Below are 23,301 nucleotides of genomic sequence, written 5' to 3' on the forward strand. Positions count from 1 at the left end.
ACCGCACCGGGCGCGTCACCGGGATGCCGGAACTCGGACGAGGGCGGGATACGACCTGCGCAGCGTTTGCGAACTGCCCCCGGCGGATGCGCGAGCGAGCCCCGGACCGCTGGGTCCGGGGCTCGCTCACCCCCCTCGCCATCCTTGGGATCAGCGCGTCTCCGAGGGTTCCTACGGCAGCCGGCAGTCATGGCTCCGCAGCAACCCGCGCGATCCCGATCGGGGCGCAGGGCCTAGCGGCGGCAGCCACCGTGGCCGGGGTGCCAGACGCGCTCCATGTGGCCGCGCTTCCAGCGGTGGTGCTCCCAGTGGGCCGGGACCCACACCTGCGTCCAGTGGCCCCGGTCATGCGCGCAGTGGCGGCCATGGTCCGGGCCGTGGTGGAACGGAGCGGCGGAAGCACTGCCGACCGCGCCGAACAGCGCCCCCGCAGACATCGCGACCGTCGCCGCACCCAACGCCGCGGCCCGCTTGAACCTGTCAGTCATCGAAGGTTTTCCTTTCCCTGCGAAAGAGGGTGATGCCCCCTCAGTTCCCCCGGCCAGGCAGGGCCGGGATGGATCTGATCCTGCACCGCCGGAAGACCCAAATCCGCAAAAGACGCCCTTCATGACTGAATACTCATAACCCTCTCATTCGGCTCAAATACTCACATGATCTCACTGCGCAGCCGGAGGCGTCCCGTCCCCGGGCACCGGCGGGTGGGACCGGCCCCGGCCGCAGCCGTCGAGCGGTCCCACCCCGGCGCGACTCACCCGGCGTGCACGGTTCCCGCGTAACGCTGGAGGAACCGGGTGCCGGTACCGGCGGTGACGGTGATGTCGTACCGTCCTTCGTCGGTGCGCCAGGTCAGACGGGTGCGGTCACCGCCCTTGACCCACACGGTCTGCTCCTTGCCGGTGAAGTCGTTCGGCGTGACCGTGAAGGCCACCTCGGTGCCGCCGGCATTGCGCAGTTCCAGTTCCAACGACGCGCTCTCCGGGCGTCCGGAGGGCCGCAGCGCCGCCGTGACCGACGGCACCGCCACATCGCCCTGACCCTCACGCACGAGGGTGCTGGAGAAGCGGCGGACGAACCCGTCGGCGCCGTACACGGAGAAGTCGTAGCGGCCGTCGGTCGCCGAAGCGTCCCACACGTAGGTGCGCGACGAACGCGCCGGAACCGTGAACGGCGTACCGGTGAAGGGCAGGGCGATGTTGGGCAGCACGGTGAAGTGGTAGCCGACGCCACCGTCGTTGGTGAGCGTGCACGTGACCTTGCCGGTGGCCCGGTCGACCGCCACATCGGCCCACGGCCGGTACGGCAGGGCGCGACGCGGGCGCTGTCCCTGCTCCTGCCCGGGCATGGACTGCTGGTCGGGTATCTTCACCGCCGGCAGGGCGCTGCTGGCGTCGGCCTTGGCCATCAGCGCGACCGTGTCGGGCAGTTCGGGGATGCTGTAGTCGGGCTTGCCGAAGTCGAAGCAGCTCGTGAGGTCGCCGCAGACGGTTCGCCGCCAGTCGGAGATGTTGGGCTCGTGCACGCCGGTGACGCGTTCCAGGAAGCGCACCACCGATGTGTGGTCGAACACCTGGGAGTTGACCCAGCCGCCGCGCGACCACGGCGACACGACCCACAGCGGCACCCGGCTGCCCAGGCCGATGGGCTTGCCGTTGGCGAACTCGTCCTTGGTACCGGGCTCCGGGAAGGGCGGGATGACGTGGTCGAAGTAACCGTCGTTCTCGTCGTACATGAGCAGGAAGACGGTGTGCTTCCAGACGTCGGGGTTGGAGAAGAGCGACCGCAGCGCGGTGTTGACCCAGTGGGCGCCGTAGTCGGGGCTGGCCGCCGGGTGTTCGCAGAACAGGTAGGGCGCCACCAGCCAGGAGACCGTGGGCAGGGTGCCGTCCTTGCAGTGCTGGTCGAACGCCGTGAGGTCGAACTTCGTCATGGCGTTGATGTAGCGCGGGTCGTCCTTGGGGAACTCGTGGAACTGCTTGAAGTACGACAGCGCGTTGTCGTCGTAGTCGCCGTAACGGTCGTCGGAGCCGTCGGGGTTGTGGTAGACGCGCCAGGTGATGCCGGCCTGCTCCAGACGCTCGGCGTACGTCGTCCAGTCGGCCACCGGGTTGTTGGTGACCGGGGTGTTGTCGGTCCACGGGCCGGTGGTGCCGTCGACGCCGGGGCCCGCGGTGCCCGTCCACAGGTAGAGGCGGTTGGGGTCAGTGGGTCCGTTCAGCGAGCAGAAGTAGCCGTCGCAGAGGGTGAAGGCATCGGCCAGGGCGTACTGGTAGGGGATGTCCTGGCGGGTGAAGTAGCCCATGGTGCGCTCGCCCTTGGACTGCACCCACTTGTCCATGGCGCCGTAGTTGACGGCGCTGTGGCCGGTGTCCCAGTCGTGCGGGAGACCGCCCGCGTTCTGCGCGTTGTACTTCGTGGTGTCCATGCGGAACGGCAGGAGATAACCCTCCTTGCGGCCTCTGGCGGGCTGGCGGAACACCGGGTCGCCGTTCGACAGGACGGTCGCCTGGCGGTCGTCGAAACCCCGTACGCCGCTCAGGGTGCCGAAGTAGTGGTCGAAGCTGCGGTTCTCCTGCATCAGGATGACGACGTGCTTGACGTCGGCGATGCCGCCCTGCCGGGTGTCGCGGCCCGCGGCCTCCGCGGTGCCGGGAAGTCCGGCAGCAACGGCGGCGCCGGCCGCGGTGGTGCCGATGAAGGTGCGGCGGCTGATCTCAGTCATGGGAGGAAGGTCCTTCGGGTCGTTCGGAGTCAGCCGCGGGCGGACAGGGAGAAGGTGACGACGGCGGCCGCGTGGTCGGAGGGCCAGCCGTTGGCGGAGGTGTCCGGCACCGGCCGGGGCCAGCCGGTGAACAGGCTGCGCGCCTGAAGCACCTTCAGCCGCCCGGCGTACTGGATCTGGTCGATCCGGTCCTGGGGTTCCGCGCCGCCGCCCTCGCGCTGCGGCCTGACGGGGGACCAGGTGATGCCGGGCGCCTTCACCGGGCTGGGGTTGGCGTCTCGGAAGGCGTCGACGAGTCCGGCCTTCTCCAGCACCTCGGTGACCGGCCATTCGACCCGGCCCACTCCCCCGTGCGTGGCCGCCGTCCGGTTCGTCCAGTCGTGGTGGGACGGCGAGGCCAGGCCGCCCGCCAGCACGACGGGGGTACGGGAGGCGAGCTCCGGCCGCGTCGCGGCCACCAGCGCCTGCACCTGCCGGTAGCGTGCCGTGCCCTTCTCCGCCGCCTCGACCTGAGCGGGCGTCTGTCCCGTCAGCAGCGCGTACGGGCCGTAGTCGGCCTCGTCGAGCTGGGCCGTCCACACGCGCACCGTGCGGTCGCCGGGCAGGTGCAGCGTCGCAGCGGCCGCCGGGAGCTCCGCGGTCGGAGCGACGACGTCGGTGAGCGGGTAGCGGCTCACGAGGCCCAGGCCACCGGCCTGGTGCACGTGCCAGCCGAGTGCCGCGGCGAGGTTCTCGGCCCCGTGGTCGCCGCACTCCTGGAGCGCCACGACGTCCAGGCCCTGGGTGAGCACCAGCCGCAGCTGTTTCTCCAGGAACCCGTCGACATGGGTGCCGGCGTCCCAGAGGTTCAGCGTGGCGACCTTCAGCCGCAGCCGGTCCCGGGAGGCGCGTACGGGCACCTGGACGGTGACGGTGTCGGTGCCGACCACGCTGTCGGTGACGGTGACCACCATCCGGCCGGGCGTCCGCGGGGCGAACATCGGGGCCTTGCCGCTGACGGTGCCGTCCGCTGCCACCGACAACCAGGGGTCGCCCGCAAGACGCTGGAAGGTCGCGCTGCCCGCGGCATTGCCCTCCGGCCTGATCCACAGGCCGCCCAGCTTCATTGAGAAGGCACTGCCCGCGGTCTGCGGGGCGGTGGTGACGGCGTCCACGACCGCGTACGGGCGCGGGATCACGGGGCGGACCGCGAAGCTGAACGGGGGCGTGCGGGCCAGGATGCCGTAGCCGTCCTTGGCCAACAGGTAGGCGGTGTACGGGCCGCCGCTCAGCCCGGAGGTGTCGATGGTGATGTCGCCGGAGGTCCCGGGGGTGTATTCCCACGCGAGGGAGGCGCCGTGCCCGGGCTGCCGGTCGCCGTCGTAGACGCCGATCCAGTTCTTCGCGTCCGGCGCGTCGGTCGTCCAGTGGAAGGAAGCCCTGTCGCCCTCGTGCGGGTCGGGAGTCGTCAGCTCGATCGAGTCGCCGGTGGGCGGGCCTGCGAAGCTGAACGGCTCCGTCTTGGCGAGGATGCCGTAGCCGTCCTTGGCCAGCAGATACGCGGTGTACGGCCCGCCGCTCAGGCCGGAGGTGTCGAGGGCCGTCTGCCCGGAAGAGCCCGAGACGTACGCCCACACAAGGGAGCCGCCGCCGCTGCCGGGCTGACGGTTGCCGTCGTACACGCCGATCCAGTTCTTCGGGTCGGGCGCGTCCGTCGCCCACGCGAAGGTCACCTTGTCGCCGCGCTGCGGGGGCGTCGTGGAGCCGATCGCGATGCTGCTGCCGGATGCGGCGGCCTCTGAGAGGGGTGGCATTGGTGTTGGGTCCTCTCCGCCCCGAATGCCGTCGCGGCGGCAACCGGGTGAGCAAAGTTGTCTATATAACTTCGCCCCAAGCAAGCCGTCCCACAGCGACGGGCCCGTGAACGACGGGTTGCCGCCGCCCGGGAAGTAGACGGAAATCTGAGGATCACCTGAGCGGGCCGAGTAGCCGAAGTTCGACCTCAATACCCTTCTGAACAGCCATATTCTGAGATCGCCGAGTTCCGCATCGGTCCTTCGAGACAGCAAGAGCCGCATCCCCCCGACCGGCAGCCCCGGGGGATGCGGCGCCGTGCGCACGGCGACGACTCCGGCCTCGCTGTGCACACAACCGCGCCACACCGAGGGCGCACAGCACCCCGGATCCGGCAGCCCAGTGATGGCTGTCCGGCCGCTGCGGTCCAAGCGCCGGCGTGTGCTGATCCGCCGGCAGATACGCGACTTACCGTGGGACGATGGCCGCTTCGCCGCCGGCGGCGATGCCGGTCGCGTTCGTTCCCAGGGGTCCCGGGCTCAGCGGCGCAGCGCCATCTCCCGCTGCATGTGCGACAGTTTCTCCGGATTGCGCACCGCGTAGAACCCGGTGATGAGACCGTCGTCGATCCGCACCGCCATGACGGTGTCGATCGCGCCGTCCTGCCGGATGACCAGCGCCGGGTAGCCGTTGACCTCCGCCGGTAGCAGCGACCACCCTTCGACGGCGATCCTGCCCAGTCCGGCGGCGAGCAGACGGCCCACCTTGTCGGCCCCCACGATAGGCCGCGGGACGGCCTGCTTGAGGCCACCACCGTCCCCCAGGAAGACGACATCCGGCGCGAGGATGTCGAGCAGACCCTGCAGATCGCCCGTATCGGCCGCCCGTTGGAACGCATCGAGCGCGTTACGGGTCTCGGTCGGGGAAACGACCCCGCGCGGCCGGCGCGCCGCGACATGTGCCCGTGCCCGATGCGCGACCTGACGGACCGCGGCCGGGCTCTTGTCGACCGCCTCGGCGATCTCGTCGTAGCCGAGGTCGAACACCTCGCGCAGCACGAACACCGCCCGCTCGGTCGGCGAGAGCGTCTCCAGTACCAGCAGCATCGCCATCGAGACGCTCTCGGCCAGCTCGACGTCCTCGGCCACGTCGGGTGCCGTGAGCAGCGGCTCGGGCAGCCAGGGGCCGATGTAGGACTCCTTGCGGCGGCCGAGCGTCCGCAGCCGGCTCAGCGCCTGGCGCGTGGTGATCCGGACCAGATACGCACGCTGGTCCCGCACCGTACCGAGATCGACACCCGCCCACCGCAGCCAGGTCTCCTGCAGGACGTCCTCCGCGTCGGCAGCCGAGCCGAGCATCTCGTAGGCCACCGTGAACAGCAGATTGCGATGGGCGACGAACGTCTCGGTGGCGGCGTCCACGCGTCCGCCGTCGGCGGGCTGCCCGGCCGTGTCCTCTGTGCGCTCGCTGTGCTCGCTGCTCACCGGCTGCTCCTGCCTGTCCGCTCTCCACCATGCCACGCGCACAAGACGCCGGTCCCCGCGGCTTTGTGACACTCATGGACAGTGCCGCACGTCACACGACCGCCCTGTCACAACCAGCCGGTCGCCGGCATCTCGTGTTCGTTCAGGCAACACCACGAGTGAGGACGAGGTCATGGACGCCCGATTCAACATGTTCGACAACGAGATCTCCGCCAAGTTCGCCAAGCGGTTCGCCAACGCCGGCCTCGTGATCCAGCAGTCGCCGTTGCCCAAGTCCACGCAGGAGCTGGTGTCGCTGCGCGCCAGCCAGATCAACGGCTGCGGTTGGTGCATCGACATGCACACCAAGGAGGCCACGGCCGAGGGGGAAACCGCGGTCCGGCTCCACCTGGTCGCCGCCTGGCGCGAGTCGACCGTGTTCACCGAGGCCGAGCGGGCCGCGCTGGCGCTCGCCGAAGAGGGCACCCGGCTCGCGGACGCCCACGACGGCGTGTCCGACGAGACCTGGGCCCAGGTACGCAAGCACTACGACGACGACCAGGTCGCCGCGCTCGTATCCTTGGTCGCCCTCATCAACGCGGCCAACCGGCTCGCCGTGATCGTGCACCAGCGGGGAGGTTCCTACGAGCCCGGCATGTTCGCCGCCGCGTTCAACTGACCGGCGGACGAATCGGGCCCGGCCCAGGATCGTTCGATTTGGGCCGGGCCCGCGCATGTCCGGGCACGGCTGCACATCTCATGCCCGCGACCCACATTGCGCGCCCTGGGTGCAGCCGACGGCCATTTGCCGGCTCGTTGCCACGCCTAGCGCTCAGGGGTGCATCCGCGCACCCTTGAGGACCTTGTCCACGGCGTTGCGCGGTCCGTAGACGGCCATCCCCACCAAGTCGAGCTGATCGGTGCCGACGGACCGTACAGCCGCCCGGTTGTCCCGGTCATTGCCCGTGCTGAACAGATCCGAGGTGAACACAGCCATCGGCAAGGAACGGGACAGGGCACGACCGTGCGCTGTGGTGAGCATCTCCTTCGTGCCTTCGAAGACCAGAACCGGCTGGCGGAGCATCGGCAGATACGGGGTGCCGTCGGCGTCCGCATAGGGCTCGCCGATCACCTCGGGTGACGCCGTGCCGAGCCCGCTGACGACGAAGGCGGTCACATTCAGCCGCTGCCAGGGTTCCAAGTCGTCCCGCAGCAGTACGGCGATCTTCGTGTCGAAGCGCACAGGCACGTTCTGCGTCTCTGCACCGGTCTCGACCCCGGCCGGGGTCTCGGTCTCATCCTTCGTTCTCATGCTTTGAGACTGCAGGTAGCAGTCCTTCGCCGTCTTGTACGTTGTTTGCATGGTGCACGGGCAGGAGGTCTCTGCGTGGCGCCCCTCGGTCCCGGGCGTCGTGGAGGTCTTCCACGCCCACTTCACCGAGCACGTGTACCCCATGCATGTACATGACGCCTGGACGCTGTTGATCGTCGACGACGGCGCGGTCCGCTACGACCTGGACCGCCATGAGCGCGGCACCCCGAACGACACCGTCAGCCTGCTGCCGCCGCAGGTCCCGCACAACGGCTCGCCCGCCACCTCTCACGGCTTCCGCAAGCGGGTGCTCTACCTCAGCACGACGCAGCTGGACGAGAGCTACATCGGGCCGGCGGTCGACGGTCCGGACCTCACGGATCCCGTTCTGCGCCGACGCATAGGACAGCTGCACACCGCCCTTGCCCGCCGGGGAGACGAACTCGAGGCGGAGAGCCGGCTGGCCCTCATCAGCCAGCGCCTGCGCGAACACCTGCGTCCCAGGACGGCTCTGGTAGGCGTCACGGTTCCGCAGCGTGGCATCGCGCACGACCTGCGTGACCTCCTCGACGAGAGATTCCTCGAAGGCACCACGCTGGAAGAGGCCGCGCGGTCGCTCCACGCACACCCCGCCCATCTCGTACGTGCCTTCAGCGCCGCGTTCGGCATCGCACCGCACCAGTACATGACGTCCCGCCGCGTCGACCTTGCCCGTCGTCTGCTCCTCGACGGACGGCCACCGGGCGAGGTGGCAACCGCGGCCGGCTTCTACGACCAGTCCCACCTCACCCGGCACTTCAAGCGGCTCCTCGGCATCGCCCCGGGTCACTACGCCCGTACGGGAGCCCATCGGCTGAGCAGGAACCGACCGCGCTCGGTGCCGCACGGGCTCTGATACGCCGACGACGTCCGAATCCCGCCAGCATCAGGCACTCCGGGACAGCAAAGTGGGTGGTGGAAGGAATGCTGACCTGAGGAGGCGACGATGACCGCCTGCACGATGATCACCAGCCCGCTGGGCGACCTGCTCCTGGTGGGCGAGGAGACGGCACAAGGGACCACTCTGTCCGCGCTGTCGATGCCCGGCCAGAAGAACGCCCCGGCCATCCCCCCGGACTGGCGCCAGGATCCGGAGCCGTTCGCGGACATCGTCCGCCAGTTGAAGGCGTATTTCGCGGGCGAACTCACGCAGTTCGACATCGCGTTGACGTCGGCCGGCAGCGACTTCCAGCGGCGTGTCTGGCACGCGCTGGAGCAGATCCCGTACGGCAACACCACCACGTACGGGGCTCTCGCAGCGCAGCTCGGCCTGCCGCGCGAGCGGATCCAGGCCCTGGGGGCGGCGATCGGCGCGAACCCGGTGCTGTTGGTGCGCCCCTGCCACCGCGTCATCGGTGCGGATGGCTCGATGCGCGGCTACGCCGGTGGTGTCGAACGCAAGGTGCAGCTCCTCACCCACGAGGGTGCCCTCCAGCCGACCCTCATGTGACCCGCTACGCGCGCATCGCGCACCGGGTCACGGCCCTCGGCAGACGGCGCCGGGGGCCGCCTCACCTCCCGCTATCCCCGTAGAGCGGTGTCCGATTTCCGCCGGACAGTGTGGTCGACAAGGCACAAAGTGGATGGTGAGGACAGTGGACAAGAGACTTCGAAAGGACACAGGACCGATGACGGTCTACACGACCATGGACAGCCCGCTGGGCGAACTGCTGCTGGTGGGCGAGGAGTCGGCCACCGCCAAGGGTGGCACCGCGCTCGCCTCGCTGTCCGTGCCGGGCCAGAAGCGCGGGGCCGTCGTCCGGGACGGCTGGATCGAGAAGCCGGAGGCGTTCACCGAGATCGTCGCCCAGCTGCGCTCGTACTTCGAGGGCAGACTGACCCGCTTCGACATCGAGTACGTCACGAGCGGCTCGGAATTCCAGCGGCGGGTGTGGACGGCGGTGGCGGCCATTCCGTACGGCGCCACCCTCACCTATGGGGACATCGCCCGGCAGATCGGTGCCTCGAGGGCCGCGGTACGCGCGGTGGGCACGGCGATCGGGGCGAACCCGCTGCTGATCGTGCGTCCCTGCCACCGTGTGATCGGCGCCGACGGTGCGCTGACCGGTTACGCGGGCGGCCTGGAGCGTAAGCAGCATCTCCTGGACCTGGAGAACGTCCTCCTGGGCGCCTGACAGACCGTCGTCCGGTTTCCGCGCCCACGGCCCGCGCGCCTGCGGAGTCCGGACGGCGCTACCCACCGATCCAAGGAAGCCCTTGTCATGATCCACACCACCCTGCTCTCGGGTCCGGTCGCCGGCCGGGTCGCCGACACCGACTGGAGCGCGCTGGTCTCCGAGCTCAACGAACACGGCAACGCGCTCACCGACCGGATCCTCACCCCCACCGAATGCCAGGAGATCGCAGCCCTATACGGCGATCCGGCCCATTTCCGTACCACCGTGGACATGTCCCGCCACCGCTTCGGCTCGGGCCAGTATCGGTACTTCACCCACGATCTGCCCGGCATCGTACGGGAGTTGCGCGAGGCGTTCTACCCGCGCCTGCTGCCCATCGCCCGCGAGTGGGCCAACAAGCTCGGCAAGCCCGCCCCCTGGCCCCACGAGCTGTCCGAGTGGCTTCGCATGTGCCATGCGGCCGGGCAGGCCAAGTCGGCGCAGATCCTGTTGCGTTACGGCCCGGGTGACTGGAACGCCCTGCACCGCGACGTGTTCGGCGACATGCTCTTCCCGCTCCAGGTCGTCGTCGGCCTCGACGCGCCCGGCGTCGACTTCACCGGCGGCGAGTTCCTCATGACCGAGCAGCGTCCGCGCGCCCAGTCCCGCGGCTCGTCCACCACCCTCCCGCAAGGACACGGTCTGGTCTTCACCACCCGCGACCGCCCGGTCGCCACCAAGAGGGGCTGGTCGAACGGGCCGATGCGGCATGGCGTCAGTACCGTCCGTTCCGGCCGACGGCACACGCTCGGCCTCGTCTTCCACGACGCCGCATGACCGTAGTCTCCGAGGACGCACCGGAGCACACCCACACCCTGATCGGCCCGGACGAGCAGCCCTACGAGAGCCCGACGAAGGGCACGCTCGGCGGCCATCGCCGCAGCCGCGTGTACGGGCGCCTGGACTGCGCGTCCGCGCTGCGGTCCATCGCCCGCGGCCACTACGTCACCCAGCGGGTGTTCTTCGCCGACGAGGCCACCGCGATCGCGGCCGGTTACCGACCTTGCGCCGTGTGCCTGCCGGTGAAGTACGCCCGCTGGAAAGCATCCCGAGAAGGCTCCATCGCCTCATGACATGGGCGCTCCCGCGCGCCTTTCATCGACAAGGCCGAGATCCCGTGTACGGCAGCGAGCCCACCGAGGCCGCGTGGCTCTGATCAGCCTGCCGACCGGGCCATGAGACGCACATGGCGGTGATGCGGTCCTTGCCCGAACAGCCTGGGGCCGTGGGCGACGGCACCATGAGGTGGATCAACGCAGCTTGCCTGCATTTCTCCAGTTATTCCGACTTCGCCCCATATTGACAACTCCATCCTGTACGTGTCTCACGTCTCTTGTACATGAACGGCCGACAGGCCCTGCATCGCCAGACGATGCCTGAGAAAGCTGAGCTGCCATCACCGCCGGCGCTCCCGCAGAAACGCGAACGGGCCCCGGACCGCTGGGTCCGGGGCCCGCTCCCCCCACTCGCCGCCTGTCAGATCACTGCGTCACAGCTCGTTCCCACGGCACAGTCGCCGTCATGGGGTCGGATCGAACCGGTCCGCGATCTGACTCGGAGCAGGGCCTAGCGGTGGCAGCCCCGGTGGCCGGGGTGCCAGATGTTCGCCATGTGGCCACGCTGCCAGCGGCCGTGCTCGAAGTGGGCCGGGACCCACACCCGGGTGAAGTAGCCGCGGTCGTGCCAGCAGTTCCGGCCGCGATCCGGACCGGGGTGCGACGGGCCGTGGTGGGCCGGGGCGGCAGAGGCACTGCCGACCGCGCCGAACAGCGCCCCAGCGGTCATCGCAATCGTCGCAGCACCGAGGGCCGCGGCCCGCTTGAACGTGTCAGTCATTCCAGGTGTCCTTTCCATACAGGGCGCGATGCCCCGTCAGGCCTCCCGGCCGGGTTGGGGCCGGTACGGATCTGATCCTGCACCGCCGGAACGCCTGAAACAGAAAAAGACTCCCTTCATTACTCAATGCTCATTACACTCTCATTTGCCTTAAATGCTCACATGATCCGACTGTGGTGAATTGGGAGGCCATCGGAAACTGACACGGCGCCAGGCATCAGGCACACACCCACAATTGCCGGACGGGCCGCCTCGGCGCTCGACGGCCGGTCCGGCGCCTGATGGAAAGAACCGCGGACGACTTCCCGGACCCCGCTACGTGCCGCCCAGCGTCGGGGCTCGGGGCACCGTGGGCTTCGCGCAGTGACTGCCGAGCCGCAGGGGTCAAACCTTCGCCGGGTGCCGGACCCGCACGCTACGTGCTCACGTACGGGTCCGGCATGCCTCAGGCGGCGTCTTCGGCCAGGGTCTCCCGGATCATGACCGCCGCGCGCTCCGCATCCGCCTTCGAGACGTCGAGGTGGAAGACGAACCGGATCTGCGGCCCGCCTGCCGTGCACAGCACGCCCCGGGCCGCCAGCCGCTGAACCAGGTCCGGCGTCGTAAGGCCCCCGACGGGACGCGCGAACACCATGTTGGTGCGCGCCGCGCCGACCTCCAGCCCCGGCACACCGTCGAGGATCTCGGCGAACAGTGCGGCGTTCGCGTGGTCGTCGGCCAGCCGGTGGACATGGTGGTCCAGCGCGTAGGACGCGGCCGCCGCAAGGACGCCCGCCTGCCGCATGCCGCCGCCCAGGGCTTTGCGCCACCGCTTGGCCTGGCCGATGAACTCCGGTGAACCCAGTAGCACCGAGCCCACCGGCGCCCCCAGGCCCTTGCTGAAGCACACCGACACGCTGTCGAAGTGCTCCGCGATCTTCCGCGCCCCGTCGTAGGGATCGCCGCCGCCGGCCACCGCGGCGTTGAACAGCCGGGCCCCGTCCAGATGCGTCGCCAGTCGGTGCTTACGGGCCAGGGCCGTGGCTGCCTGGAGGTACTCAGGGGCGATCACCGTGCCGCCGAACGTGTTCTCCAGACACAGCAGCCGAGTGCGCGCGAAGTGCGGATCGTCCGGCTTGACGGCCGCCTCGATGTCCGACAGATCGAGCGTTCCGTCGCTCTGGTGCGGCAGCGGCTGCGGCTGGATCCCGCCGAACGCGGCCGCTCCGCCGCCCTCGTGGCTGTAGAGGTGGGCGTTCGCCCCGGCGATGTACTCCTCGCCCCGCCCGCAGTGGCTGAGGAGGGCGCACAGATTGCTCTGGGTGCCGGACGAGACGAACAGCGCGGCCGGGAAACCGAGCAACTGCGCCACGCGCTCCTGGAGCGCGTTGACGGCGGGATCGTCGCCGAACACGTCGTCGCCCACCTCGGCCTGTGCCATGACGGCACGCATCTCTTCGGTGGGACGGGTGACGGTGTCGCTGCGGAGATCTATGACGTGGTCCATGCCTCTTTCCTACCGGACCACCCCTGTGCGACCGCCTCCGGGGCCAGCCGGCGGCCACCAGCTCGGGCTCCGGTCTTCTGGCGTGCCCCTCACCGGGCAAGGGGCGTACGCCCCACTCACGCCGGCAGGACACCTGGCTGGAGCACCGTCACTCCACCGCCGGCCACACCTCCGGACCGCCACCCTGCCACTCGATCAACGGTGACATCGCCACATCCAACTCATCCAGGTCGTCAAGCCCGGCGCGCTGCAAGTACACAGTCAGCTCATGCAGCGAGTACGCGGTACCCAGGACGTCGTCCCCCACCATCACCTGTCGACCGCCTTTCGCATGCGGCGGGGAAACGATCACGCGAGACTCGGTCATAACCTCAGCCTCGGCGACCGACGGATTCCCTGCACACCAAAGACGCCCGTCAGTGGAAGCGCCCGCCCTTGATCCCTCTGCCCGCCGCGCCGCCTCCGGCCCGCGACCAGGCAGGAGCCTTCTCAAGCCAAGAGGTCGCCGAGCCCGTACGGCAGCCGCGGCACTGCGCCGTACGCGGACTACGGCAGCCAGATGTCACGAATGCCGAGCGGGCTGGAACCGGCGTGGCCCCGCCAGAGCACGTCACGCGCGTTCCCGGGTCCGTCGGCCAGCTCTCAGGCAGAGGTCCCTGGCAACACCCTGAACCAGATTGCGGGGACCGTCTCCGGCCACCGCCTTGCCGTCGGGATCAGGCGCGATCCGTCAGTTCCTCTGCGAAAACCTGCGACAGCGGCTGCGGTCCTACGTATTGCTGACAGTTGCACTGGCCGGACTCGTAGCGCAGGGGCTTCTTGTTCTCGTCCCAGGCCGTTGGCACCTCGACGCGTTCGTGGCACCGGCCCTGCTTGTCGTGCTTGGCGAGATGGTGCGTGCATCCGCACACCGGCTCCGGCGGCTTCTGCGCCGCTTCAACAGCCAGTCGTTCCTGCTTCGCCGCCTCCAGCAACTGCAATTTGCGCTCATGGCGATTGCGCAGCGCGCTGCGGATGTTGTCAGCCGCCCAAGCGAAGCCGCCCGTCCAGAAGACGATGAGAACCCACCAGAACCAGTCCACCGGCAGCCCCTTCCCCCTGTATCTGCTGCGGGTCAGCATAGATGGCGCATCCAAGGCCTTCACCTTGTCGTAACTACCTCAGAGTTCGCTGTTACAGCTGAGACAACACCAGCCATGCGGATGACCCGGTCGCGGGTTGGCCACAGGCGGAGGCGTGGATCGGGCAGGACGGTCGCAGAGTTCGTCGACGTACGTGCGCACATTCACCTCGGGCAGTGTCCAGGGCAGGAAAACGACCCTGTAGATGATGGGGGCCACCACTCGGTCGATGACGTCGTCGCCGCTGAAGGTGCTGCCGGGCCGGGAGGCGAACCCGGCCGCTTCCGCCCGCCGGCCGCAGTCCGAATCGTGCTCCCCGGCTGCGGCCGCCCCGCCGCGCAAGAGGGCGGCGTTCACCGGCCTGCTGTAGTGGCTGAGCATCTCCTGAGCCCATGCGGTCAGATCGGCGCGGAGGTTTCCAGTGTCAGGAAGGCCGCGGTCCGGGTCGAGCCCGTACGCCGGGGCGAAGGACCTGGGCTTTCTCAGCATCGCCAACACGGCTCCGCTCGTACTGGGCCCCGTCCTGACGGGGCTGCTGGTGGTTCGGTTACCGCCCCCTGTTCGCGACGTCGTGGCGCTGGTGGTCATTGGGCTCTCCTTCGGTCACCGGGCGTGAGAGTGAACGGCACGGTGATCACGTCACCGTCGGCGAGTCGGAACTGCGCCCACAGCCGGTAGGTCCCGGCGGTGGGGAACTCGACCTGCACATCGAGCTCGGGGCCGAAGGTCTGGCCGGGCAGCGCGAACACCGGGCGGCCGTCTGCGTCTGTGACCTCGGCGTGCTCGTGGGCGAACGTCTGCCCATCGGCGCGCATGATCACGACGTGGCCGGCGGCGGCGAGGTAGGGCTGAAGGTCGTCAACCGGGCGGCCCGTGGCGGCGTCGCTGAATGTGTACCGCAGGCCGCTGTGCATGCCGACCTCGGCTTGGCCGTCGAGCCGTACGCGATCGCCGTCCACGACAGCGCTGCGTGGGCCCTCGGCGACGGTCACCGATGCGGGGGCGCTACCGACGACGGTGAGCACCTGCCGGGAGTGGACGTCGGCCATCCGGCCCTGACGGCGGAACTCGGTGTTGACGATGTACCGCCCGGCTGTGGGGAAGGTGATGTCCACCGCGAACTGCCCGGCCCGGCCCCGTCGCCGCCTTCTCGGCCGACAGCACCTCGGCGAACACGTGCTCGATGCCGACCTGCTCGGCGATCGCCGCAGCGGTGGCCGCCTTGTCGCCGGTGAGCATCCACACCTGCACGCCCAGCGCCTTCAGTTGGGCGACGGCCTCGGCCGACTCCGCCTTGACCGTGTCCGCCACGGTGAGCACGGCGGCGGCAGCCCCGTCAACGGCGACGAACATCGGCGTACAACCGGCCGCAGCCTCTGCGTCGATGCCGTGCCCGGGAACGGCGTCGAAGGAGCGCAGCGCCGGAAGGTCGAGGAAGCGAGCGGTGGCGGCGGCGACGATCGCCTCACCGACCGGATGTTCGCTGCCGGTCTCGGCCGCCGCCACGAGAGCCAGGACGTCGTCCTCGGTCCAGCCACCGGTGGTGGTGACGCCGGTCAGCGCCGGCTTGCCCCGGGTGATCGTGCCGGTCTTGTCGAGGACCACGGCGGTGACCCGTCGCGCCGTTTCCAGCGCGTCCCCGTTCCCGATGAGGATGCCCAGCTCCGCGGCGCGGCCGGTGCCGACCATCACCGCCGTCGGCGTGGCGTCCTCTCGGGGATGGTGGGGCGCTGGACGGGCCGGGAGCGGGGCAACCGCTCCCGGGCCGCGGTCGGGTTCTCGCGACGCGCGGCTGGTGGCATCGCGTCGCCGGGCCGGGGCCTCAGCAGTGGGCGTACTCGTGCGGGCGCAGCAGCATGGCCGCGGCCATCGCCGGGAGCATGAGCAGGTGGCCCCACAGCATCAGGGCGCCGGTGTCGATGAGTTCGAGCGCCAGCGGGACGAACAGCACCAGGAAGGGCACGTACATGGCCGCGCCCATCTCGGCGATGGGCCGCCAGCGGTGGCCGCGGAACTTCATCCACGCGGACATGGCCACCGTCATGTTCGTCGCCATGATCAGCGCGCCGGTGTACGGGTTGTGCATCAGTCCGGCGGCGCCGAGGGCGTCGAGGACGAACATCCACACCGGGTGCAGGACCACCATGCCGACGGCCATCGCCACGACCATCTCGGCGAAGTGCCGGGCGAATCTCCTGGCGCTCAGGCGGGGGCCGTTGAACGCGACGGCGTCGGTGGGCGTGGGTACTGCGCTCGGGGTGGCGGGTTGGCTGTGCATGGCACGTCTCCAGGGATGGGTGCGGGTCACGGGACGAGGGCGTAGCCGGCTTCGTCGACTGCGGCGGCGATGTCGGCACGGTCGACCGGCTGGGAGGCGGTGACGGTGCCGCTGCCGCTGGCCAGGTCGACGGTGACGGACTCGACGCCGGCGACGCTCGAAATCTCCTCGGCGACGGCGCGGACGCAATGCGCGCAGGTCATACCGGTGACCTCGAAGGTGGTCGAGCCGATGAAGGTACGGGGGGTGCCGGAGAGCAAGGGGAACTCCTCGATGTGTCGGTGGTGGCGGTGCGGTCAGGTAGAAGAGTCGGTCCGGGGCGGGTCCGTCTCACCGGGGAAATCGCCGGGTTTTCGCTGGGATCGGCCGGGCCGGTGGCTCTGACCGGCGGGAGCGCGGGAGGTGGCGCCGGTGCCGGACGTGGCATCGGGCGGAGTAAAGATGGTTGGCGGGGGGCAGGCAGGACGTGCTGCGCTTCCCTTGGGCGAGGTGGCGAGGCAACGGAGAGCCGGCGCGCGTGGCGGCGACCACCGCAGGTCAGGGGGGCCGCCGCAGGCCGCGACTGGTCGGAGTCAGGGGGTGGGTGCGAGCCCAGCCCGGCGTGCCGAGCACGGCGTGCCGGAGCGGGCCGATCTTCGCCTTCGCGTCGGCGAGGCCGCCGGCCATGTCACCGGCGATCAGCACCGTGCGGCCCACGCCTTCATCGCCGAGGGGACGAGGCCTGCGAATCCTGCATCCGCCAGGCGACCACGACCAGCCAGATCATCCACGCCACGTCCAGGACGAAGGCCAGCACGATTGCGATCGTCTCCGTTCCCGAGAATCCCTCGTAGCCGACCACCCAGCCCTGCACCAGATAGGCGAGGCCGGAAAGCCCCATCAGGTGGGCGATCGGCCGCGGAATCCAAGCCGTGCGCAACACCGCGACCGCGAACAGGAGCAAGGCGAGGCCAAGGGCGAAGTTCTGGTAGCTCCTCACCCCCCACTCAAGCCAGCGCATCGCCTCGGCCGTCGCGAAGCGCGCCGCCTTCTCGTTGTCCGGGGCGCTCGCCCACGCGTTCACGGCCCGCTTGAGGGCGACCCCGTCGACTGCCTGGAGGACGCCGTACAGCGCCAGCGTCGCCACCGCCGAAGCGGCACCGAAACGACCCGCCCATCTCGCTGTTCCGGCCTGAACATCCAGGGCGAGGAACAGGGCGATCAGCCCCGCGAGGAAGACCGCCATGCCCACGAACTGGCCGAGGTGCACGAGTGTCCAGATCCCGCTGTGGGCGTACTCGGTGAACACGGCGGGGTGGTCGTTCGCGTCCCCGCCGGCGTGGAGCTGGGTGACCCCGATGTACAGGAGTTGTCCCACGAGCAGCAGCGTGGCGGACAGGCGCAGCGACGCGCGACGCGCCAGGGGTTCGGTGTGCGCCGGGTTGGCGCTCAGGGCGGGAAATGTACTGGACATGGCAGGTCTCCAGTCGGCGTTGCGGGATGGAAGGTGGCACGAGACGAAGACGGGGGCCACCTCGTCGCCATCGGGGCGATCTACTCGGTGACAGCGCGCCGGCAGTGGGCGCAGGTCATGCCCTCTGCCTCGAACGTGGTCGAACCGATGAAGGTGCTGGACAACGAGGGGGACTCCTTGAGGCGCCGGTCGTGGTGCCCGGTCAGGCATAAGAGTCGGTGCGGAAGTGGATGCGTCTCACCGGCGAAATCGCCGGGTTTTCCGCCTGGATCGGCCAGGTGGGTGTCGATACGCTCCCTGCGCGAGGCCAGCGACGGCGGCGCCCGGGCGAGAAGCGCCCCCTGCCGCGATGAGTTCCAGCCGGACCGGGAGTCTGTACCGGTGACCGTCGTAAGACGTCGTACGACGCTGCCCGGCACGAGACACCACGGAGGACACCATGACGACCACGCCGGACGACCCGACCACCGCGCTGCCCGGCCGCCCGCCCGTCGTCGACCTGGCCACCTGGCAGGCGGCCCGCGACGAGCTTCTGGTCCGCGAGAAAGCCCACACCCGCGAGGGCGACGCCATCGCCGCGGCCCGCCGCCGACTGCCCATGGTGGAGTTCGACGGGACGGTCGAGGTCGTCGGACCCGACGGCCCGGTCCCGTTCCTGGACCTGTTCCAGGGCCGCGACGAGCTCGTGGTCTACAAGCACATGTGGCACGACGGCGCGCCGCACCAGGGGCAGTGCGAGGGCTGCACCACCACGGCCTGGCACCTGCAGGACGCCGTCTACCTCAACGCCCGCGGCGTCTCGTTCGCCGTCCTGACCTCGGGCCGCCCGGACGAGGTGGCCTCCTACGTCGAGTTCATGGGCTACACCCAGCCCTGGTACTCGGTGCGCGACGTGGACGCGCCGGTCGGCCGCAGCATGGGTCACATCACCTGCTTCCTGCGCGACGGCGACCGCGTGTTCCTCACCTACTCCACTACGGGCCGCGGCAATGAACGGGTCAACGGGTCCCTCGGCCTGCTCGACATGACCCCCTACGGCCGCGGCGAGACATGGGAGGACAACCCCGAAGGCTGGCCCGAGGGGCACAACGCGTGCTGGTCCTGGCGCTCGGACGCGGACGGGAAGGCCACCTGGGGCCCGACCAGCCGCCCCGTGCCGCAGTGGACCCGCCCCTGCGCGACCCCCGTGGACACCCTCGGCCGGCACGGTCACCACCACTGACGCGCCTTCGTCGACGGTGTCGGGTGCCGGGCGGAACCTCCGGACGATACGAACGGCCCGCACGCGCTCGATCAGGGCGCGGTTCGCTCGGAAGGTGCAGGACTCCTGGTAGGAGAGGGACTCTCTGGGCGGGCCAGTCCTCCCAGGTGTCCGGGTGCGCATTGCGTCCCAGTGCCCGCCCTGTACTCGTCCTGCCCTGCTCATGGCCGGGCTGGTGATCGTCCCTCGCGACGGCACTTCTCCCCCGGTTCGACGACGACCGACGGACAGTGGACGCTGCCGGCGCCGCTGCTCCCGGCGGCGGGCGCCGGGACCCGTCCGGAGCGTTCGGTACCGTTGGCCTCGTGCTGGCCGGACGGGATCCCGAACGCGCGGCGATCGCCGCCCTGCTCGACGCCGCCCGCACCGGCAGCGGCGGTGCGCTGGTGGTGCACGGCGTCGCCGGGGTCGGCAAATCGACGCTGCTGGCCGACGCGCTGGCAACCGCCTCGGACCTTCGGGTGTTGCGCACCTCCGGCGTGGAGTCCGAATCACCGCTGGCCTTCGCCGCGCTGCAACGGCTGCTGTGGCCACTGCGCACCCGCATCGACTCCCTGCCCGCGCCACAGGCATCGGCGCTGCGCGCGGCGATGGGTGAGGCCGAAGGCGAGGGCGACCGCTTCCGGGCGTTCCTCGGCACGCTGAGCCTGCTCGCCGACGCCGCCGAACAGGCGCCGCTGCTGGTCGTCGTCGATGACGCGCACTGGCTCGACGAAGCGTCGGCCGCGGCGCTGCTGTTCGCCGCTCGCCGGTTGCAGGCCGAGCGCGTGGCGCTGCTGTTCGCCGCCCGCGACGGCGATGCCCGACGCTTCGACGCCGATGACCTGCCCACCGTCGTACTCGGCGGTGTGACGGGCACCGACGCCGACACGCTGCTGTCCGCCCGCGCCGGGACCGACATCGACCCAGCGGTGCGCGAGCAGCTGGTCGCGGGCACCGGCGGCAACCCGCTCGCGCTGGTCGAGCTGGCCGGGGTGCTCACCGCCGACCAGCTGACCGGCCAGGCGCCGCTGCCCGGCCCACTGCCACTGACCGGCGGCGTGGAGCGCGCCTTCCTCCACCGCTACCGCAGCCTCGATGAACCCGCCCAACGGTTCCTGCTGGTCGCCGCGACCGACGACACCGCCCGACTCACCGTCGTCCGCGACGCCGCCGAACGCCTCGACGCCGCTGATACCGCTCTGGACGTGGCAGAGCGGTCCGGATTGCTGCGCGTGGACGGCGACACCGTCACCCTCTACCACCCGCTGGTGCGCTCGGCGGTCTACCGCGCGGCCACCAGTGCGCAACGCCGCGCCGTACACCGTGTACTCGCCGACGTCTTGACCGGCGACCCGGAGCGTCGGGCCTGGCACCTGGCTGCCGCAGCCGACCGGCCCGACAAGGACGTCGTCGCCGCCCTCGACGGAGTCGCCGAGCGCGCCGCGGCCCGCGGTGGCCACGAGGCGGCGGCCGCCGCACGGGCCCGCGCCGCCGAACTCACCGTCGGCGGTGAGGCCCGCGGCTGGCGGCTGTACCTGGCCGCCTCCTCGGCCTGGCTGGGCGCGCACCCGTCGCGCGCCTCGGCACTCGCCCGGGCCGCCGCGGCGGATGTCACCGATCCGCTGCTGCGGGCGCAACTGCTCGCGTTGCAGGGACAGATCGAATGGAACACCCGCTCCCTCAACGACGGCTACGACCTCGTCCTGCAGGCCGCCGAACTCGCCGCCGACGCGGACCCGGCGCTCGCGGCTCAGCTGGCCATGCTCGCCGCGTCGCTGGCGGCGTTCGGCGCCCGAACCCGATCTCCTCGCACGGTGAACCCGACCGCTTTCGTGGCCGAGCCGGCGCCGGACGCGCCGACCCGGGTACGGGCCGCCTGGGCCCTGCTCCAGGGGTTCGGCGCCGTCGCCCAATGCGACTGGGCGACCGCCGCGGAGTCCTTCCGGTGCACGTTCGTCCTCACCGACGCTGACCCCGTCGACGACCATATGCTGCAGCCCAACCTGGGCATCGCCGCGATGCTGATCGACGACGACGAGCGCGGACTGCGGCTGCACGAGCAGCAACTGACCGCCGCCCGCCGCGCCGGCACACTGAACATGGTCGAGCACGCCCTCACCCGCGGCGCCCACTTCCAGATCGCGACCGGCGCCTGGTCGAAGGCCGCCGCTGCCGCCGCCGAGGCGCTGCCGCTGACCGTCGGTACCGGTCACCCGGGGCTGAGCGCACTGCCCACCGCGCAACTCGCCCTGGTCACGGCGCTACGCGGAGACGACGCCGCCGACCACCATCTGGACAAGGTCGCCGAGATCCGGGACAAGCACCCGGTCGGCATCACCGACGGCCTTGTCGCCGACCTGGCGCACTGGGCCCGCGGACTGCGCAGCGCGGCACAGCCGGCCACCGCGCTGCACCACCTCGGGCAGATCGAAGGGCCCGTCTGGCGCCGCCTGGCCGCCCTCGACCTGTTCGACACAGCCGTACGCGGCGACCGCCAGGATCTCGCCCGCACCTGGCTCGCCGAGCTGGAGCAGTTCGCGGCAGGCACCGATCTGCCGGCGGCGGCCGCGGTCGTCGAGCACGGCCGCGCGCTGCTCGCCGACGACGGCGACGCCGAGACCCACTTCCGGCGGGCACTCGCCGCGCACACCGACTCGCCGCGGCTGCGCGACCGGGCCACCACCCATCTGGCCTTCGGCGAGCACCTGCGGCGCGCCCGCCGCCGGGTCGACGCCCGCGATCACTTGCGCACGGCGCTGGCGCTGTTCGAGGACCTGGGCGCCACGCCGTGGGCCGAGCGGGCGACGCAGGAACTGCGCGCCTCCGGGGAAACCGCCCGCCGCCGCGACGAAACCACCGCCACCGAGCTCACCCGGCAGGAACGCCAGGTAGCCGCTCTGGTCCGGCAGGGGCTGTCGAACCGGGACGTTGCCGCACAGCTGTTCGTCAGTCCACGCACCGTCGACTTTCACTTGCGAAACTGCTACGCTAAGTTGGGCGTCAGCTCCCGTGCCGAGCTCACCGCTCTCCGCCTCGACCTGTGATCGGCGAAGCTCCGCCCCGCAATTGAGGACCGTAGCGGTCGCTCCCGGGCGGCAGCGGTGTGCTGCCGTGATCCGGCCAAGCCCATGAGGAGACGATCAGCGAATGCGGGCCACCGCGGCGTAGATGCCACTGCCTTCGAGCGACGGCGTCGTGGCGGGGCTCTTGAACCACTCGGGGGCTGTCACCAGGCCGGGATCCAGGAGGTCCAGGCCGTCGAAGAAGCGGCCAACCTCACCTCGGGTGCGGAAACCGAGCCGAATGCCGCCCTTCGCATACTCGGCGGTTACCTGCTCGGCGAGTTCCGGATAAAGATCGGATGCGGCGTGCGACAGAACGAGGTGACTGCCCTGCGGCAGGGCCGCGAGCAGAGCACGCACGATCTCGTACGGGTCCTGGTCGTCCGGGATGAAGTGCATGAGTGCGATCAACGAGAGCGCGATGGGGCGTTCGAAGTCGAGCACGCTTCGGGCATGCTCGACGATCTGTGCCGGTCGGCGTACATCGGCCTGGATGTAGCCGATGCGCCCCTGGGGGTGACCGGCCAGCAACGCCTCTGCGTGCCGCAGCACGATGGGATCGTTGTCGCAGTACACGACCTTGGCACTCGGCACGATGCGCTGGACGACTTGGTGCAGGTTGGGTTCGGTGGGAATGCCCGCGCCGATGTCCAGGAACTGGTCGACGCCCTGCGTGGCGAGCCACCCAGCCGCCCGGTGCATGAACTCACGGTTCTGGCGGGCGGCGTCCCGTGCCTCGGGCGGCAGTTTCTCGCCCACCGCCTTGTCGACGGGATAGTTGTCCTTGCCGCCGAGGAGCCAGTCGTACACCCGCGCCGGATGCGCCTTGCTGGTATCGATGTGCACAGAGCCGGGTGTATCGGCCATCATGACGGACTCCCGTTGCCTGAGTGGATCAATCGATCACCGCAGTCTGGCACATCATCTGCCCGGCGCCTGCGTAGAGTTGACGGAGGCAGCACTCTCCAGCCATCGGCGCGTCCGAGCCCGGGCACATGCCGCACCAGGCAGATACCCGCACCGCCCCATTCCCCCACGGCAGCTGCCGACTTGATCGCTGTCCCGAGGTTGCCCGGAGCCATGCAATCGGTCGTTACCGGCCACTCCCCCAAGGGGATCAAACACGAGCGCGCCCCGGACTATTGTGTCCGGGGCGCACTCAAATCCCCTTATTCGCCGTCAGATCACCGCTTCACCGATCGTCGGGACAGCGCAGGCAATGGTTTGAATCCTCCCCCAGTTGAAGCAGGGGGATTCCTGGCTCACGTTGGCTGCGGGTCAGCGACCAGCAGCTCTTACACGATCAACACCAGCCGGGTTGAAACCAGCCCGGTTT

The 23,301-nt window shown here is 70.1% G+C and carries 26 protein-coding genes; 9 read left to right on the top strand and 17 right to left on the bottom strand.

Annotated features, from left to right (window positions below):
* Nucleotides 1-233 precede the first annotated feature (233 nt).
* The 4 genes from ACWDA7_RS21005 to ACWDA7_RS21020 all read right to left on the bottom strand — a co-directional run bounded on the left by ACWDA7_RS21005 (nucleotide 234) and on the right by ACWDA7_RS21020 (nucleotide 5,979).
* Nucleotides 234-488 (bottom strand): hypothetical protein, encoded by a 255-nt coding sequence (locus ACWDA7_RS21005; RefSeq protein WP_450605747.1) that lies wholly within the window; start codon nucleotides 486-488, stop codon nucleotides 234-236.
* Between the two features lie 263 nt (nucleotides 489-751).
* Complete coding sequence (locus ACWDA7_RS21010) at nucleotides 752-2,722, bottom strand: phosphocholine-specific phospholipase C (protein WP_450605748.1); 1,971 nt, start codon at nucleotides 2,720-2,722, stop codon at nucleotides 752-754.
* Between the two features lie 29 nt (nucleotides 2,723-2,751).
* On the bottom strand, nucleotides 2,752-4,515 hold the full coding sequence (locus ACWDA7_RS21015; RefSeq protein WP_450605749.1) for an endonuclease/exonuclease/phosphatase family protein: 1,764 nt from the start codon (nucleotides 4,513-4,515) through the stop codon (nucleotides 2,752-2,754).
* 519 nt (nucleotides 4,516-5,034) lie between these two features.
* A complete protein-coding gene (locus ACWDA7_RS21020; RefSeq protein ID WP_450605750.1) occupies nucleotides 5,035-5,979 on the bottom strand; it encodes an RNA polymerase sigma-70 factor in 945 nt (314 codons plus the stop codon).
* Nucleotides 5,980-6,151: 172 nt separating this feature from the next.
* Between ACWDA7_RS21020 and ACWDA7_RS21025 the strand changes: the two genes are divergently transcribed.
* On the top strand, nucleotides 6,152-6,637 hold the full coding sequence (locus ACWDA7_RS21025; protein ID WP_450605751.1) for a carboxymuconolactone decarboxylase family protein: 486 nt from the start codon (nucleotides 6,152-6,154) through the stop codon (nucleotides 6,635-6,637).
* Between the two features lie 153 nt (nucleotides 6,638-6,790).
* Here ACWDA7_RS21025 and ACWDA7_RS21030 read toward each other — a convergent pair whose 3' ends face one another.
* Complete coding sequence (locus tag ACWDA7_RS21030; RefSeq protein ID WP_450605752.1) at nucleotides 6,791-7,321, bottom strand: DUF2000 family protein; 531 nt, start codon at nucleotides 7,319-7,321, stop codon at nucleotides 6,791-6,793.
* Between ACWDA7_RS21030 and ACWDA7_RS21035 the strand changes: the two genes are divergently transcribed.
* The 5 genes from ACWDA7_RS21035 to ACWDA7_RS21055 all read left to right on the top strand — a co-directional run bounded on the left by ACWDA7_RS21035 (nucleotide 7,320) and on the right by ACWDA7_RS21055 (nucleotide 10,559).
* Nucleotides 7,320-8,165, top strand: coding sequence for an AraC family transcriptional regulator (locus tag ACWDA7_RS21035; RefSeq protein ID WP_450605753.1), 846 nt, complete (start codon nucleotides 7,320-7,322; stop codon nucleotides 8,163-8,165). The two genes, ACWDA7_RS21030 and ACWDA7_RS21035, sit on opposite strands and share 2 nt — an antisense overlap.
* 90 nt (nucleotides 8,166-8,255) lie before the next feature.
* Nucleotides 8,256-8,759, top strand: a complete 504-nt coding sequence (locus ACWDA7_RS21040; RefSeq protein ID WP_450605754.1) for a methylated-DNA--[protein]-cysteine S-methyltransferase — start codon at nucleotides 8,256-8,258, stop codon at nucleotides 8,757-8,759.
* Between the two features lie 178 nt (nucleotides 8,760-8,937).
* Nucleotides 8,938-9,444, top strand: coding sequence for a methylated-DNA--[protein]-cysteine S-methyltransferase (locus ACWDA7_RS21045; RefSeq protein ID WP_450605755.1), 507 nt, complete (start codon nucleotides 8,938-8,940; stop codon nucleotides 9,442-9,444).
* Nucleotides 9,445-9,531: 87 nt separating this feature from the next.
* A complete protein-coding gene (locus ACWDA7_RS21050) occupies nucleotides 9,532-10,263 on the top strand; it encodes a 2OG-Fe(II) oxygenase (protein ID WP_450605756.1) in 732 nt (243 codons plus the stop codon).
* Nucleotides 10,260-10,559, top strand: a complete 300-nt coding sequence (locus tag ACWDA7_RS21055; RefSeq protein WP_450605757.1) for an Ada metal-binding domain-containing protein — start codon at nucleotides 10,260-10,262, stop codon at nucleotides 10,557-10,559. Before ACWDA7_RS21050 ends, ACWDA7_RS21055 begins: the two co-directional genes overlap by 4 nt.
* Nucleotides 10,560-11,052: 493 nt before the next feature.
* On the opposite strand, the gene ACWDA7_RS21060 is transcribed toward ACWDA7_RS21055, so the two are convergent.
* From ACWDA7_RS21060 to ACWDA7_RS21110, 11 genes are all read right to left on the bottom strand, one after another.
* Nucleotides 11,053-11,322: a hypothetical protein gene (locus tag ACWDA7_RS21060; protein ID WP_450605758.1), complete on the bottom strand. Its 270-nt coding sequence runs from the start codon at nucleotides 11,320-11,322 to the stop codon at nucleotides 11,053-11,055.
* Between the two features lie 445 nt (nucleotides 11,323-11,767).
* The gene (ltaE, locus tag ACWDA7_RS21065) at nucleotides 11,768-12,808 is read right to left on the bottom strand and encodes a low-specificity L-threonine aldolase (protein ID WP_450605759.1); all 1,041 of its coding nucleotides are present in this window, start codon (nucleotides 12,806-12,808) and stop codon (nucleotides 11,768-11,770) included.
* A 148-nt stretch (nucleotides 12,809-12,956) separates the two neighbouring features.
* Nucleotides 12,957-13,175 carry a hypothetical protein gene (locus ACWDA7_RS21070; RefSeq protein ID WP_359407452.1) on the bottom strand — a complete coding sequence of 73 codons (219 nt, stop codon included), beginning with the start codon at nucleotides 13,173-13,175 and terminating at the stop codon, nucleotides 12,957-12,959.
* 349 nt (nucleotides 13,176-13,524) lie between these two features.
* The gene (locus ACWDA7_RS21075; RefSeq protein WP_450605760.1) at nucleotides 13,525-13,890 is read right to left on the bottom strand and encodes a hypothetical protein; all 366 of its coding nucleotides are present in this window, start codon (nucleotides 13,888-13,890) and stop codon (nucleotides 13,525-13,527) included.
* A gap of 78 nt (nucleotides 13,891-13,968) precedes the next feature.
* On the bottom strand, nucleotides 13,969-14,418 hold the full coding sequence (locus ACWDA7_RS21080; RefSeq protein WP_450605761.1) for a hypothetical protein: 450 nt from the start codon (nucleotides 14,416-14,418) through the stop codon (nucleotides 13,969-13,971).
* Between the two features lie 95 nt (nucleotides 14,419-14,513).
* A complete protein-coding gene (locus tag ACWDA7_RS21085) occupies nucleotides 14,514-14,954 on the bottom strand; it encodes a hypothetical protein (RefSeq protein ID WP_450605762.1) in 441 nt (146 codons plus the stop codon).
* Entirely contained in the window at nucleotides 14,935-15,618 is a 684-nt protein-coding gene (locus ACWDA7_RS21090) for an HAD-IC family P-type ATPase (RefSeq protein ID WP_450605776.1), read from the bottom strand. Before ACWDA7_RS21090 ends, ACWDA7_RS21085 begins: the two co-directional genes overlap by 20 nt.
* A 133-nt stretch (nucleotides 15,619-15,751) precedes the next feature.
* Nucleotides 15,752-16,207: a hypothetical protein gene (locus ACWDA7_RS21095; protein ID WP_450605763.1), complete on the bottom strand. Its 456-nt coding sequence runs from the start codon at nucleotides 16,205-16,207 to the stop codon at nucleotides 15,752-15,754.
* A gap of 26 nt (nucleotides 16,208-16,233) precedes the next feature.
* A complete protein-coding gene (locus ACWDA7_RS21100; RefSeq protein ID WP_450605764.1) occupies nucleotides 16,234-16,467 on the bottom strand; it encodes a heavy-metal-associated domain-containing protein in 234 nt (77 codons plus the stop codon).
* A 277-nt stretch (nucleotides 16,468-16,744) separates the two neighbouring features.
* Nucleotides 16,745-16,903 (bottom strand): hypothetical protein, encoded by a 159-nt coding sequence (locus tag ACWDA7_RS21105; RefSeq protein ID WP_450605765.1) that lies wholly within the window; start codon nucleotides 16,901-16,903, stop codon nucleotides 16,745-16,747.
* Nucleotides 16,904-16,907: 4 nt separating this feature from the next.
* On the bottom strand, nucleotides 16,908-17,660 hold the full coding sequence (locus ACWDA7_RS21110; RefSeq protein WP_450605766.1) for a DUF4386 family protein: 753 nt from the start codon (nucleotides 17,658-17,660) through the stop codon (nucleotides 16,908-16,910).
* 439 nt (nucleotides 17,661-18,099) lie between these two features.
* Here ACWDA7_RS21110 and ACWDA7_RS21115 point away from each other — a divergent pair, with 439 nt between their 5' ends.
* Nucleotides 18,100-18,882 carry a DUF899 domain-containing protein gene (locus tag ACWDA7_RS21115; RefSeq protein WP_450605767.1) on the top strand — a complete coding sequence of 261 codons (783 nt, stop codon included), beginning with the start codon at nucleotides 18,100-18,102 and terminating at the stop codon, nucleotides 18,880-18,882.
* Between the two features lie 344 nt (nucleotides 18,883-19,226).
* Nucleotides 19,227-21,947, top strand: a complete 2,721-nt coding sequence (locus ACWDA7_RS21120; RefSeq protein ID WP_450605768.1) for an AAA family ATPase — start codon at nucleotides 19,227-19,229, stop codon at nucleotides 21,945-21,947.
* 96 nt (nucleotides 21,948-22,043) lie between these two features.
* Here ACWDA7_RS21120 and ACWDA7_RS21125 read toward each other — a convergent pair whose 3' ends face one another.
* The gene (locus ACWDA7_RS21125) at nucleotides 22,044-22,835 is read right to left on the bottom strand and encodes an SAM-dependent methyltransferase (RefSeq protein WP_450605769.1); all 792 of its coding nucleotides are present in this window, start codon (nucleotides 22,833-22,835) and stop codon (nucleotides 22,044-22,046) included.
* Between the two features lie 210 nt (nucleotides 22,836-23,045).
* On the opposite strand from ACWDA7_RS21125, the gene ACWDA7_RS21130 reads away from it, so the two are divergent.
* On the top strand, nucleotides 23,046-23,301 hold a 256-nt coding region (locus ACWDA7_RS21130; protein WP_450605770.1), incomplete at its 3' end, for a hypothetical protein.

The organism is Streptomyces sp. NPDC001156 (assembly GCF_053598275.1).

Bases quoted from the DNA above. Each gene is read 5' to 3' on its own strand.
- ACWDA7_RS21055 (WP_450605757.1), top strand. From the start codon at position 10,260: ATGACCGTAGTCTCCGAGGACGCACCGGAGCACACCCACACCCTGATC.
- ACWDA7_RS21095 (WP_450605763.1), bottom strand. From the start codon at position 16,207: ATGCACAGCCAACCCGCCACCCCGAGCGCAGTACCCACGCCCACCGAC.
- ACWDA7_RS21110 (WP_450605766.1), bottom strand. From the start codon at position 17,660: ATGTCCAGTACATTTCCCGCCCTGAGCGCCAACCCGGCGCACACCGAA.
- ACWDA7_RS21025 (WP_450605751.1), top strand. From the start codon at position 6,152: ATGGACGCCCGATTCAACATGTTCGACAACGAGATCTCCGCCAAGTTC.
- ACWDA7_RS21060 (WP_450605758.1), bottom strand. From the start codon at position 11,322: ATGACTGACACGTTCAAGCGGGCCGCGGCCCTCGGTGCTGCGACGATT.
- ACWDA7_RS21010 (WP_450605748.1), bottom strand. From the start codon at position 2,722: ATGACTGAGATCAGCCGCCGCACCTTCATCGGCACCACCGCGGCCGGC.
- ACWDA7_RS21030 (WP_450605752.1), bottom strand. From the start codon at position 7,321: ATGCAAACAACGTACAAGACGGCGAAGGACTGCTACCTGCAGTCTCAA.
- ACWDA7_RS21080 (WP_450605761.1), bottom strand. From the start codon at position 14,418: ATGCTGAGAAAGCCCAGGTCCTTCGCCCCGGCGTACGGGCTCGACCCG.
- ACWDA7_RS21125 (WP_450605769.1), bottom strand. From the start codon at position 22,835: ATGATGGCCGATACACCCGGCTCTGTGCACATCGATACCAGCAAGGCG.
- ACWDA7_RS21070 (WP_359407452.1), bottom strand. From the start codon at position 13,175: ATGACCGAGTCTCGCGTGATCGTTTCCCCGCCGCATGCGAAAGGCGGT.
- ACWDA7_RS21005 (WP_450605747.1), bottom strand. From the start codon at position 488: ATGACTGACAGGTTCAAGCGGGCCGCGGCGTTGGGTGCGGCGACGGTC.
- ACWDA7_RS21050 (WP_450605756.1), top strand. From the start codon at position 9,532: ATGATCCACACCACCCTGCTCTCGGGTCCGGTCGCCGGCCGGGTCGCC.
- ACWDA7_RS21045 (WP_450605755.1), top strand. From the start codon at position 8,938: ATGACGGTCTACACGACCATGGACAGCCCGCTGGGCGAACTGCTGCTG.
- ACWDA7_RS21040 (WP_450605754.1), top strand. From the start codon at position 8,256: ATGACCGCCTGCACGATGATCACCAGCCCGCTGGGCGACCTGCTCCTG.
- ACWDA7_RS21015 (WP_450605749.1), bottom strand. From the start codon at position 4,515: ATGCCACCCCTCTCAGAGGCCGCCGCATCCGGCAGCAGCATCGCGATC.
- ltaE (WP_450605759.1), bottom strand. From the start codon at position 12,808: ATGGACCACGTCATAGATCTCCGCAGCGACACCGTCACCCGTCCCACC.
- ACWDA7_RS21090 (WP_450605776.1), bottom strand. From the start codon at position 15,618: ATGGTCGGCACCGGCCGCGCCGCGGAGCTGGGCATCCTCATCGGGAAC.
- ACWDA7_RS21035 (WP_450605753.1), top strand. From the start codon at position 7,320: ATGGTGCACGGGCAGGAGGTCTCTGCGTGGCGCCCCTCGGTCCCGGGC.
- ACWDA7_RS21115 (WP_450605767.1), top strand. From the start codon at position 18,100: ATGACGACCACGCCGGACGACCCGACCACCGCGCTGCCCGGCCGCCCG.